Source organism: Massilia sp. Masssp93, from assembly GCF_059491295.1.
In genome coordinates this window covers 2,623,337-2,634,724 of the sequence record NZ_CP168502.1, presented here as the reverse complement: position 1 = coordinate 2,634,724, position 11,388 = coordinate 2,623,337, and the positions used below count along the sequence as shown (strand labels likewise).

Annotated in this window: 15 protein-coding genes; 9 read left to right on the top strand and 6 right to left on the bottom strand. The window is 67.4% G+C overall.

The features are described 5' to 3' along the window. The first annotated feature begins 6 nt into the window (after nt 1-6). Nucleotides 7-840 (top strand): phytanoyl-CoA dioxygenase family protein, encoded by an 834-nt coding sequence (locus tag ACEN9Q_RS10935; protein WP_495628412.1) that lies wholly within the window; start codon nt 7-9, stop codon nt 838-840. Here the strand turns inward: ACEN9Q_RS10935 and ACEN9Q_RS10930 are convergent. The 4 genes from ACEN9Q_RS10930 to ACEN9Q_RS10915 form a co-directional block, all read right to left on the bottom strand. Continuing rightward, entirely contained in the window at nt 837-1,064 is a 228-nt protein-coding gene (locus ACEN9Q_RS10930; protein WP_495628411.1) for a hypothetical protein, read from the bottom strand. The genes ACEN9Q_RS10935 and ACEN9Q_RS10930 overlap by 4 nt on opposite strands. Before the next feature lie 62 nt (nt 1,065-1,126). Continuing rightward, complete coding sequence (locus ACEN9Q_RS10925; RefSeq protein ID WP_056446806.1) at nt 1,127-1,420, bottom strand: DUF5985 family protein; 294 nt, start codon at nt 1,418-1,420, stop codon at nt 1,127-1,129. 1 nt (nt 1,421) lies between these two features. Next, nucleotides 1,422-1,682 (bottom strand): DUF5985 family protein, encoded by a 261-nt coding sequence (locus ACEN9Q_RS10920; protein WP_229412815.1) that lies wholly within the window; start codon nt 1,680-1,682, stop codon nt 1,422-1,424. Further along, nucleotides 1,679-1,984, bottom strand: a complete 306-nt coding sequence (locus ACEN9Q_RS10915) for a hypothetical protein (protein ID WP_495628410.1) — start codon at nt 1,982-1,984, stop codon at nt 1,679-1,681. Before ACEN9Q_RS10915 ends, ACEN9Q_RS10920 begins: the two co-directional genes overlap by 4 nt. A 264-nt stretch (nt 1,985-2,248) precedes the next feature. Between ACEN9Q_RS10915 and ACEN9Q_RS10910 the strand changes: the two genes are divergently transcribed. The 3 genes from ACEN9Q_RS10910 to ACEN9Q_RS10900 all read left to right on the top strand — a co-directional run bounded on the left by ACEN9Q_RS10910 (nt 2,249) and on the right by ACEN9Q_RS10900 (nt 5,906). Further along, on the top strand, nt 2,249-3,118 hold the full coding sequence (locus ACEN9Q_RS10910) for a DNA/RNA non-specific endonuclease (RefSeq protein WP_495628409.1): 870 nt from the start codon (nt 2,249-2,251) through the stop codon (nt 3,116-3,118). A 10-nt stretch (nt 3,119-3,128) separates the two neighbouring features. Next, nucleotides 3,129-3,386, top strand: coding sequence for a hypothetical protein (locus ACEN9Q_RS10905; protein WP_056446798.1), 258 nt, complete (start codon nt 3,129-3,131; stop codon nt 3,384-3,386). 279 nt (nt 3,387-3,665) lie between these two features. Then, nucleotides 3,666-5,906, top strand: a complete 2,241-nt coding sequence (locus ACEN9Q_RS10900) for a hypothetical protein (RefSeq protein ID WP_495628408.1) — start codon at nt 3,666-3,668, stop codon at nt 5,904-5,906. A gap of 15 nt (nt 5,907-5,921) precedes the next feature. Here ACEN9Q_RS10900 and ACEN9Q_RS10895 read toward each other — a convergent pair whose 3' ends face one another. Both ACEN9Q_RS10895 and ACEN9Q_RS10890 read right to left on the bottom strand, forming a co-directional pair. Further along, nucleotides 5,922-6,926 (bottom strand): sensor domain-containing diguanylate cyclase, encoded by a 1,005-nt coding sequence (locus ACEN9Q_RS10895; protein ID WP_495628407.1) that lies wholly within the window; start codon nt 6,924-6,926, stop codon nt 5,922-5,924. A 110-nt stretch (nt 6,927-7,036) separates the two neighbouring features. Further along, the gene (locus ACEN9Q_RS10890; RefSeq protein ID WP_495628406.1) at nt 7,037-7,522 is read right to left on the bottom strand and encodes a hypothetical protein; all 486 of its coding nucleotides are present in this window, start codon (nt 7,520-7,522) and stop codon (nt 7,037-7,039) included. A 202-nt stretch (nt 7,523-7,724) separates the two neighbouring features. Here ACEN9Q_RS10890 and queE point away from each other — a divergent pair, with 202 nt between their 5' ends. The 5 genes from queE to ldcA all read left to right on the top strand — a co-directional run bounded on the left by queE (nt 7,725) and on the right by ldcA (nt 11,344). After that, nucleotides 7,725-8,360: a 7-carboxy-7-deazaguanine synthase gene (queE, locus tag ACEN9Q_RS10885; protein WP_495628405.1), complete on the top strand. Its 636-nt coding sequence runs from the start codon at nt 7,725-7,727 to the stop codon at nt 8,358-8,360. Between the two features lie 7 nt (nt 8,361-8,367). Beyond that, complete coding sequence (queD, locus tag ACEN9Q_RS10880) at nt 8,368-8,814, top strand: 6-carboxytetrahydropterin synthase QueD (RefSeq protein WP_495628404.1); 447 nt, start codon at nt 8,368-8,370, stop codon at nt 8,812-8,814. Continuing rightward, on the top strand, nt 8,807-9,331 hold the full coding sequence (gene tadA / locus ACEN9Q_RS10875) for a tRNA adenosine(34) deaminase TadA (protein ID WP_056446778.1): 525 nt from the start codon (nt 8,807-8,809) through the stop codon (nt 9,329-9,331). Before queD ends, tadA begins: the two co-directional genes overlap by 8 nt. A 163-nt stretch (nt 9,332-9,494) precedes the next feature. Next, nucleotides 9,495-10,430, top strand: coding sequence for an alpha/beta fold hydrolase (locus ACEN9Q_RS10870; protein WP_495628403.1), 936 nt, complete (start codon nt 9,495-9,497; stop codon nt 10,428-10,430). Beyond that, nucleotides 10,427-11,344 carry a muramoyltetrapeptide carboxypeptidase gene (ldcA, locus tag ACEN9Q_RS10865; RefSeq protein WP_495628402.1) on the top strand — a complete coding sequence of 306 codons (918 nt, stop codon included), beginning with the start codon at nt 10,427-10,429 and terminating at the stop codon, nt 11,342-11,344. Before ACEN9Q_RS10870 ends, ldcA begins: the two co-directional genes overlap by 4 nt. Nucleotides 11,345-11,388: the final 44 nt, after the last annotated feature.

The following is an 11,388-nucleotide window of genomic DNA, read 5'->3' as shown; positions in this document are numbered from 1 at the left end:
GACACCATGCAAGCATCGAACGGGAGCGCCGGCTACGAGGTGGGCGCCATCATGGGCGGCCTGTACGGCGACGGCATCATCGCCTGCAAGGGCGCCTTCAGCGCCGAATGGGTGGCGCAACTCAAGGACGACATCGAGACCCTGTTCGCCGAGGCGCGCGCCCGTCCCTGCGGCGCCCTCGAGCGCGGCCCCTGCCGCTTCTACGTCGAGGTGCATCCGGAACGGCTGCGGGGGTTCGTCGACCTGGCGACGCATCCGTGGGTCGTCGCCGTGTGCCGGGCCGTGCTCGGGCCGGACTACAAGATCGTGGAAGTGGGGTTCGACATCCCGTTCCCGGGCGCGATGCACCAGCCCTGGCACCGCGACTTCCCGGCGCCGCCCGAGACGCTCGTCGGGCGCCGCCTGAATTCGCTCGCGTTCAACCTCACGACGGTCGACGTGACGGAGGAGGTCGGCCCGTTCGAAATCGCGCCGGGCACGCAGTGGGACGATCTCGCGGGCGGCGACCCGATGTTCCCCGATCCGGCGCTGTACCCGCGCTACGAGGCGCGCGCCCAGCGCAAGCTGCCGCAAGTGGGCGACATCTCGGCCCGATCCGCGCTGACGATCCACCGCGGCACGGCGAACCGCAGCCGCCAGTCGCGGCCCGTGCTCGTGCTCGGGGTCGATGCGCCGGACGGCCGCAACGCCGAGAAGCACGACCTGCAGGTGACGCAGGCCTACTGGGACGCGCTCCCGGCCGCCGTGCGCGAGCACCTGCGCTGCCGCATCGTGCCGGCGCTGGAAAGCATCGAGCAGGCCCACACGATCGAAGGCCTGCGCATGGGATTGACGGGTTAGCCGGGGCCGACGTCCCTGGGCGGCTTGCCCACGCGGCGCAGCTGGTCCGATTGCTGGTCGAGGTTCACTTCCTCGGCCACGTCGTAGCGGCCGTCCTGGGCATCGTCGTCCGGCAGCAGGTTTTCCGAGCGGTCGTGCGACCGCTGCGCCGGCCCGGGATCGGCGCGCTGGAGGTTGCGGTTCGCGCCGTCCTTGCGTTTGTCCTGCTTGTCCTGTTTCGTCATGCCGTCCTCCTCGAATGGTGTCGCGGCCGATTATGGCGCAGGGGACGGCGGCCGGGCGCACGCTAATTTCCGCCGTCGCGCCGCCCGCCGCGGGCGGGCAGGTTCTTTTCCAGGATCGCCCACAGGATCAGGCCATAGGCCAGCAGCCGGACAAGATAGTGTAGCGGGGAGTCCTCGTTGTCGTCGTACGACAGCGCGGACACGACCCGGTGCACGCCCTCGATGCCGAACGACAGCGCGAAATACAGGAAGAACCGGTCGCGCGAACTGCGCCAGAAGCGCAGGAAGCACAGCGCGATGACGAAGGAGGCCATGGCGATGCCGCCGGCAAACAGGTCGTTCAATTCATTGCGCATGTCATTCCTTCTCGTAAATCAGGCCGTACAGCAAAAGAAGTACGGACACGAGGGCGGATACCTGGCGCACGGGGAGGAGGTACACGTCGGGAAACACGACCTTGTCGAGCACCAGGAAAACATTGTTCACGGTCATCGCCACAAACGAGGTGCCGCTCCAGAACAGGAGACGGTGGCCGGTGCGCCGATAGCTGCCCAGCAGCAGCCAGGCGCAGGCAAGCGACGTCAGGGTGCACAGCACATAGATGGTAATCGCCATCATGAGTCCTTTCGCCATTTGAAGGCGTCCGCAAACTGCTGGGCCTTGCGGTCGAGGGAGGAGTGGATCAGGTGGGTCACTTCGACCAGGTGGGTCGCGTACAGGTCGGCCAGGCGGTCGATGCGCTCGCGCAGCCCGGCGTCCGCCGGGTCATAGCGGTAGCCTTCCGCCCCGGGCTCGGGGCAGGGAACGGCGATGCGGGCCGTGCACAGCTCGGCCAGCAAGTCTTCCGCAGTCTTTTCGCGGACGTACAGCCGACGCGCCAGCGTGTCGCGGCGCCATGCCTGGTTCGGATCCGCGCGCATCAGCAGCAGTGCCTCCAGGAACGGAACCGAAGGGATGCTGGTCAGCACAAAGCGCCGGAGGTCCTCAGGTATGGAGGGGTTATCCATCGCCATCGTGTTTGGACAAATATACTTAGCTTTTTGAAAGCGTAATCTTATAGCATTCCGGACGGAAATGCAGGGAATTGTGTCGAAGCGTGCGCGCGCATGCAATACGGAGACTTCTGCGGAAGGGCAAGCGCGCGTCGGATAAAATGACACACTCTTTGATTTTGTCGAATCATCATGCTTAAGAAGTTGTTCACGCCGGCTCTCGTGCTGGCATCCCTGCTGTCGCTCGGCGCCTGCCACCGCGAATCCCCGCATCGGCCGGACGCCCGTGCCCATGCCGACGCGGGGGCGGCCGCGGCGCGGGGCGGCGGCGCGCCGCGGCCACAATCCTGCAACGACCATTTCGTCGACGGGGAGGCGCCGCGGATCACGAATCCGAAGCTGGGCAAAGCCACCGAAGCCCTGTGCTTCAACGTCTTCAGCGTGCTGCACTCCGGGATCACGCGCACGCCGCTGTGGTCGGCGGAACACCTGCAGGCGCAAAACATCGCGGCGGCGCAGGAATTGTCGCGCGAAAATTCCTTCCATTCGGAGCCGCGCCTGCAGTCGGACCAGCGCGCCGAACTGTCGGACTACGCGCGCAGCGGCTACGACCGCGGCCATATGGCGCCGAACGGCGACATGCCGGACCGCGACAGCCAGCGCGACAGCTTCAGCCTCGCCAACATCGTGCCGCAGAACGGCGAGAACAACCGCAACCTGTGGGCCGGCATCGAAGGCGCCGTGCGCAGGATGGCAAAGCAGGAGGGCGACCTGTACGTCGTCACCGGGCCGGCCTTCCTCGGCTCGGACCTGCGCAAGATCGGCAACGTGCTCGTGCCGACCCATTTGTATAAACTCGTGTACAGCCCGCGCCAGCGCGCCGGCGCCGCCTGGTTCGTCGAGAACGCGCCGGACGCGAAGGCGAACGTGATCCCGATCCCGGAACTGGAACGCATCATCGGCATCAACCTGCTGCCCGCGCTGACCGACGCCGAGAAGGAGCGCGTGCTGGACCTGCCCGAAATCCACGACAAGCCGGCCCGCAACCGCAACCGCCATTGAGAGGAGAGCCATGAGCAGCAAACCGAATTTCGCACCGTACGCGAACGAGGCCGACGTCGTGGAGATCGGCAACCTGATGCTGGAGAACCGGCTCGACCGGATCACGATCTCGGGCGACGTCGACCTCACGGCCGACAAGGACGGCCTGGCCAGGGCGCGCCAGCTGCACGACCTGCTGGGCCGGATCGTGGCCGGGCTGGAAGGGCGGGACCTGCCGGACCGCCTGCCGCCGCCGGACGTCAAGACGGTGGCGAATCCGTTCGGCTGACCGCACCGCACGCGCCGGCCGGCAAGCCGCGCGCCGGTCGGTGCGCGGACTCACCGAAGTCATCGATAACACGGGCCGCACGGCCCGTTTTTCGTGGCGGGATACGCATGAGTTGTAAGGGGTCAATGGTGCGCGCAACGCGGCCGCTTTGGAGTACTCTCGACCAGTACCTGCACGAGGATCTCCACGCGGAATACGTCATGCTCGGCGGCGAGCAGGTCGGCGTGGCGCGCTTCGGCAGGGTCGGCAACCCCACACGATGACAGCGGAGGAAACATCATGCGACATACCCTAGTAGCAGTCTTCGACAATCGAAGCGATGCCCGGAACGCCCTGGACGAATTGCTGGCCTCGGGCTTTGCGCGCACCGATGTGAGCATCTCGAGTGCCGATCCCACGGGCCAGTCGAACAGCGTCACCGGCGAGGATGAACGGCTGGCCGGCGAACACGAGGAAGGCTTCGGCGCCTCGCTCAAGCATTTCTTCACGACCCTGTTCGGCTCCGACACGAACGAGCACGCGATGAAGTATTCGTATGCCGTCACGCGCGGCCACCACGTGCTCACCCTGACGACGGACTCGGAGCCGGAAGTGGAGCGCGCGGCGGACATCATCGAGCGCTTCGGTCCCGTCGACATCGACGAACACCATGACGAGTGGACGCGCGGCGCGGCCACCGCGTCGCCCCCCGCGTCGGCCGGCCTGCAGCAGTCGGGCAGCATGTCGGCGCAGTCCGGCGGCATGGGTTCCGCCAGCGGGTCGACGGCATCGTCGTCCGGTTCGTACCAGGGCACGCCGGCGGGCACGGAGCCGGGTTCGCTGCAGTTCACCGGGCACGACGACCGCAATTTCTTCGGCATGCAGAACATCAACGACCCGGTTCCCAAGGGCCAGACCTACGAAGAGCCGCAGGGCGCCAACGAGCAGTCGGGCGGCTCGATGGACAGCGCCACCGGCGGCAATACCCTGAGCGGCACGCAGAGCTCGGCGCAGAACCCGGCGACGGGTTCGTCGCTCCAGTCGGCGCAGGGCGGCTCGCTGAACCAGAGCGGCTCCACGCTGCAGGGTACGGCGTCGATCCCCGGCTCGGACGACACGTCGCTGGGCGGCACCGCGATGATGGGCAACCGTTCCGGCTCGCTCCAGCGCGATTCTTCTCTGGCGGGTTCGCAGCAGCGCGACGTGGGCGCGCGCGGCAACGTGCGCGTGTACTCCCGCGACACGGGCGCGGACAGCACGTACGACGACACGTTCCGCAACGACTGGAACCGGAATTACGCGGGCGAGGGCGGCAGCTACGACGACTACGCGCCGGCCTACCGCTTCGGCAACGAGATGCGCCGCGACGAGAAATACCGCGACCGCGACTGGTCCGACGTCGAGCAGACCCTGCGCAGCGATTGGGAAGCGCGCAATCCGGGCGCCTCGACCTGGGACAAGTTCAAGGCCGCCGTGCGCCACGGCTGGGACCGCTTCAAGCCGGACATGGACGAGGACGACTGGTATCACTCCGACTGGCACGACAATTACTCGAGCCTGGGCGCCGGCTTCGACGAATACGCACCCGCTTACCGCTACGGCACCGAGATGCGCACGAGCACCAGGTACCGCGACCGCTCGTGGGACGAGGTCGAATCCGACCTCAGGAGCGACTGGGACAAGCGCCATCCGGGCGCGTCGACGTGGGACAAGTTCAAGGCCGCCGTGCGCCGCGGCTGGGACAAGATCACGCCGGACATCGACGACGACAGCTATTACCGCAGCCACTGGAACGCGAAGTACTCGAACGCGTCCGACAAGTACGACGACTACCTGCCGGCCTACCGCTACGGCGACGAAGCGCGCCGCCTGCAGAAGTACCGCAGCCGCCACTGGGACGATGCCCAGGCCGACCTCAAGGCCGACTGGGAATCGCGCTACACGAGCGGGACGTCGACGTGGGACAAATTCAAGGACGCCGTGCGCCATGGCTGGAACAAGATTACGCCGGACATGGATGAGTCGACCTACTACCACACGCACTACGAGTCAACCTACGCCGCCTCCGGCACCGACTACGACGACGTGGCGCCGGCCTACCGCTACGGTAACGAAATGCGCAGCAGCGACGCTTACCGCGATCGCGCGTGGGACGACGTCGAGGGCGACCTCAAGAACGACTGGCACAGCAAGTACGGCGCGCACGACGAGCCGTCGGCCTGGGAGCGCATCAAGGCGGCCGTGCGCCACGGCTGGGACAAGATGACGGGCGAGACGGCCGGCACGGACGACGATACCCACTACCGCACCCACTGGTCGGACACGTATTCATCGACCGGCACGAGCTACGACGACACCGCCCCGGCCTACCGCTACGGCGCCCAGATGCGCAATGACGTCCGATACCGCAACCGCGACTGGTCCGACGTCGAAAACGACCTGCGTTCGGATTGGGATGCGCGCTATGGCAAGGACAGCGCGTCGACCTGGGACAAGATGAAGGCGGCCGTGCGGCACGGGTGGGACCGCGCCACGTTGTGACCGCGAGGAGTCGGCTCAGGCCGGCTCGGTCAGCGGCAGGCTGATCCGGTTCCTGCCCATGTGTTTGGCGCGGTACAGCGCGGCGTCGGCGATGGCGACCAGTTCGCTGGCGCTGTTGTCGGGGGCCGCGATGGCGGTGGCCGCGCCGATGGATACGGTGACGTGCTGTCCGTCCGCCAGGCGGTTCGGAACCTGCAGTTGTTCGACGCGGGTACGGATGCGCTCGGCCACGCTGGCCGCGCCTTTCAGGGACTGGTTCGGCAGGATGACGGCGAATTCCTCGCCGCCGTAGCGCGCCACGAGGTCGTTCGCGCGCATTTCGCTCGCGACGGCCGTGGCGATGCGCTTGAGGCATTCGTCGCCGCCCAGGTGGCCGTTCGCATCGTTATAGGCCTTGAAATTGTCGACGTCCACCATCAGCAGCGAGAGCGGCTGGCGCTGGCGCAGCGCGCGCGCCCATTCGGCGTGCAGGGTCTCGTCGAAGCAGCGGCGGTTGGCCAGGCCGGTCAGGCCGTCGCGCGTGGCCAGTTGTTCGAGGGCGATCTGGGCCAGCTTTTCGTCCGTCATGTCGCGCAGCGTCTCGACGACGGCCGCCAGCCGGCCGCGGTCGTCGTAGATGGGACAGGCGTCGGCCGCGAGATAGCGCCGCCGGCCAAGGCGCGGCATGTCGCACCAGCTCTCGGCCGACAGGTGCGTATCGTCGGCCAGGCCGTGACGCGACTGGATCCGGCCCGCTTCCGCGGCGCGCTCTTCGATCAGCAGGTCGGCGAGGGTAGGGCGGCGGTCTTCGAAAAAGCTGCGCCAGTGTTCGCGCGTGCCGATGATCTCGTGCGCGGGCACGCCCGTCAGGCGTTCGCACGCGCGATTCCACAACATCACGCGGGACGTCGTGTCGAGGACGAAGATGGGAATGGCCAGCGTCTCCATCAGCTGGTGCGAGAAAGCGCGATCAGCAGCGGCCGGCGCGCCGGTCGCGCCCGAGGAATCCATGAGGCGCTGTATTGTTGTTGTGCTTGTCATGAGGCGTCCTTCGGTTCTGTCTGTTGAGCAATTACTTGCTGACGAGAACCGATTGTGCGCCCCGGACAATGGCGCCCCCTTGATCTTTAGCAAGAGAGATCAGCGGTGCTTCACCCCGGGTCGAAAGCGTGGGCCGAGACGATCGCGTGGGCGACCCGGTCGACGCGGGTACACAACAAGTCGATGCGCGAGGCCAGCAGCGGATCTTCGAGCGCGTACTGGCGGCGCACCTGCAGCAGCTCGGACTGGATCGCCACCAGCTGCGCGAGCGGATCGAGGCTGCCGCGGCGGGCTTCGGCGCCGCCCGTCAGACGGCCCAGCAGCATGTCGGACTCCGCCAGCGCCTGGTCGGCCTGGCTGCGCGCCGTCTGTTCGCGGCACAGCGCGGCCTCCAGGCGCGCGATCCGGTCTTCGCTGCGCACGCGCCGGAACAGCGTGGCGAACAGCACGCCCATCATCACGAGTACCAGAACGCCCGCCTGCATGCGCTCGGGCATGGCGAGCACGCGGGCATGGCCGGCGAACCCGATCCACAGGGTCAGCACCAGCAGGGCCCCGAGGGTGACGCGCAGCGACTGGAGCAGCACGGTTTTCATGACGATCCCTTCGACGAGGACTAGGACGACGCGATTAGGAACTTTCCGTATTCAAAGGTACGACTTTCCGAACGACGCGTTTTTGCTCGTCGTCAATTTTGACGTCTTTACGGCACGTCGCAGCCAAAAGCGGGCCGCTTCTGCGCCCCCGTACCAACGCGGTATAATGGAAGGTTGACGCGAGCTTCCCCGGATTTTTACCGTGACTTACAGCATCAAAGAGATCTTCTATACCCTGCAGGGCGAGGGCGCCCATGCCGGCCGGCCGGCCGTGTTCTGCCGCTTTTCCGGCTGCAACCTGTGGACGGGACGCGAGAGCGACCGCGCCACGGCCGTCTGCCAGTTCTGCGATACCGATTTCGTCGGCACGGACGGCGAACGCGGCGGCAAGTTCAAGGACGCCGCCAGCCTGGCCGCGGACATCGCCAGCCTGTGGCCAGACACCTATCCGGCCAGCAAATACGTCGTGTTCACGGGCGGCGAGCCGCTGTTGCAGCTGGACGCCGCGCTGATCGATGCCATGCACGCGGTCGGCTTCACGATCGCCATCGAGACGAACGGCACCTTGCCCGTGCCGGCCGGCGTGGACTGGATCTGCGTGAGCCCCAAGATGGGCTCGACGCTGGTGGTCGAGCGCGGCAACGAAATCAAGGTCGTCATCCCGCAGGCGGGGCAGGACCTGTCCGCCTATGAGCACCTGGATTTCGAGAATTTCTTCGTCCAGCCGATGGACGGTCCGCTGGCCCGGTTCAACACCCAACTGGCCATCGACACGTGCCGCCGCAATCCCAGGTGGAAGCTCAGCCTCCAGACCCATAAACTCCTGAACATTCCCTGAAGCACACATGCTGACCATTACCCGCAAGCTGGAATTCGACGCCGGCCACCGCATCCCCGACCACAAGAGCCAGTGCCGCAACCTGCACGGCCACCGCTACACGCTGGAAATCACGCTGACCGGCGCCGTCATCGACGTCGAAGGCAACTCCGACAACGGCATGATCATGGATTTCTCGGACATCAAGGCGCTCGCCAAGGAGCACCTCGTCGACGTGTGGGACCATGCCTTCCTCGTCTATGAGAAGGACGAGTCCGTGCGCGGCTTCCTCGCCAGCCTGCCGGGCCACAAGACCGTCGTGATCGACCGCATCCCGACCGTCGAGAACCTCGCGCAGGTGGCGTGGAACATCCTCAAGGCCGTCTACAAGGACCGCTACGGCACCGGCCTGCGCCTGCACAAGCTCGTGCTGCACGAAACGCCGAACTGCTGGGCCGAAATCACGGATGCCTGACCCGATCGCCATCGCCGACCCGGACGACGCCGCCTGGATGGGCCTGGCGCTGCAGGAAGCGCGCAAGGCCTGGGCGGCGGGCGAGGTGCCCGTGGGCGCCGTCGTCGTGCGCGACGGCGAGGTCGTCGCCGCCGGCTTCAACCAGCCGATCGGCCGCCACGACCCGACGGCGCACGCGGAAATCGTCGCCTTGCGCGCGGCCGCGGAAAAGCTCGGCAATTACCGCCTGCCGGGCTGCGAACTGTACGTCACGCTGGAGCCGTGCGCGATGTGCTCGGGCGCCATGATGCATGCGCGCCTGGCGCGCGTCGTGTATGCCGCCCCGGACCCGAAGACGGGCGTGTGCGGCTCCATCCTCGACCTGTTCGCGCTGGAGCAGTTGAACCACCACACGGACGTCGTCGGCGGCGTGCTGGCCGATGAAGCCAGCGCCATGCTCAAGGCCTTCTTCGCCGAACGCCGCGCCGCCCGGCGCACGCCTCTTGCTGCCGCCGCCGCGCCCGCGTCCACGGACTGACCGGGCGCGCGCCGGCGCGCATCGCTGACGCCACCGCTTTGCCGAAAATGGTATGCTGGTTCCATGCCGCTGCTGCACCACGGCAGGGAGTACATCTTGGATCAACCGCTCAACTTTCGGCACCCCTACCTGATCCGGTCGACCCGGTGCCGGCGACGCCGCCATGCCTAGTCTGAACGCCAACGGGATCCGCATCGCCTTCGACACCGCGGGCGATCCGAAAGCCGTGCCACTGCTGCTGATTTCCGGCCTCGGCCTGCAACTGACGGCCTGGCCCGACGAATTCGTCGAAGGCCTCGTCGAGCTGGGCTTTTACGTGATCCGTTTCGATAATCGCGACAGCGGCCTGTCCACCAAGTTCGAGCATGCCGGCACGCCCAGCCTCACGCTGGCCTGGCTGAAGTCCGTGCTGCGCCTGCCCTTGAGCCCGCCGTACCGCCTGGAAGACATGGCCGACGATGCCATCGGCGTGCTGTCCGCGCTCGGCGTGGCGCGTGCCCATATCGTCGGGATATCGATGGGCGGCATGGTCGGGCAGCTGATGGCGGCGCGGTTCCCGGCGCGCGTCCTCAGCCTCACGTCGATCATGTCCAGCAGCGGCCGCCGCGGCCTGCCGGGCCCGACGCAGGCCGCCCGCCGCGCACTGCTGCGCCGGCCGCGCGGCTGGAACGGCGCCGGCGACATCGACAGCGCCGTCGACTACAACGTCCAGCTGCTGCAGGCCATCGGCAGCCCCGCGTATCCGACGCCGGAAAAACACCTGCGCCGCCGCGTCGCGCGCGCGCTGCGCCGCAACTGCTGTCCCGGTGGCGTCGTGCGCCAGATGCTGGCCGTCACGGCCTGCGGCGACCGCACCCCGCAACTGCAGACGATCGCCGCGCCCACGCTCGTGATCCACGGCGCGGCCGATCCGCTCGTGCCGCCGGCCTGCGGCGTCGACACCGCGCAGGCCATCCCCGGCGCCCGCCTCGAGGTCATCGAAGGCATGGGCCACGACCTGCCGGCCCAGCTGCTGGAACGGCTCCTCGCCTTGATCGACGCCCATGCGCACGGTAAGATGGCGCCCGACTCGACTCCAAGGCTCTTCGTCAAACAGTGACTATTTCCAAGCTGGGCATCGCCCTCGTCGCGCCGGGCGGCTGCGCCCCCGAGCCGGACGCCATCCCGCGCGGCATCGCGCGCCTCGAAGCCCAGGGCATCCTGGTCCACAATTACTACAAGCACGAAGAGCGGCACCAGCGCTTCGGCGCGACGGACGCCGAGCGCCTCGCCCAGCTGGAGGCGGCCGCCGCCGACCCGGACGTGCAGGTCGTGATGGCCATCCGCGGCCAGTACGGCATGACCCGGCTGCTGGCGGACATCGACTTCGAACGCATGGCCGCGAGCGGCAAGATCTTCGTCGGCTACTCCGACATGACCGCCTTCCAGATGGGGTTGTACGCCAGGACGGGCGCGCCCAGTTATGCCGGACCGATGTTCGCCGGCGACTTCGGCGCCCAGGAACCCGTCGGCTTCACGCTGGACGATTTCTGGCACTGCCTGGCCGGCCCCACGCACACCGTGTCCGGGCACGGCGCCGCGAACCCACGCCTGGACGTCACCGGCACGGTGTGGGGCGGCAATCTCGCGATGGTCATGTCGGTGGCGGGCACGCCGTACTTTCCGCAGATCGACGGCGGCATCCTGTTCCTGGAAGACATCGCCGAGCATCCCTACCGCGTCGAACGCATGCTGCTGCAACTGATGCACACGGGCGTCCTCGCGCGCCAGCGCGCCGTCGTGCTGGGCGATTTCTCCGGCTACCGCCTGGCGCCCGCGGACAACGGCTACAACTTCGACGAGATGCTCGCCCATGTGCGCGCCACGTTGCCCGTGCCCGTGCTGACGGGGCTGGAGTTCGGCCACATCCCGCGCCGCGTGACGATTCCGTTCGGCGCCCAGGGCCACCTGCTGTGCGACGGCGGACAGTGGAAGCTGACCATGGCCGCCTACCCGACACTGCAGCGTGCCTGACGCAGGCCACCCCCGCAGTGGTAAAATGCGCGGTTAATCGAAAA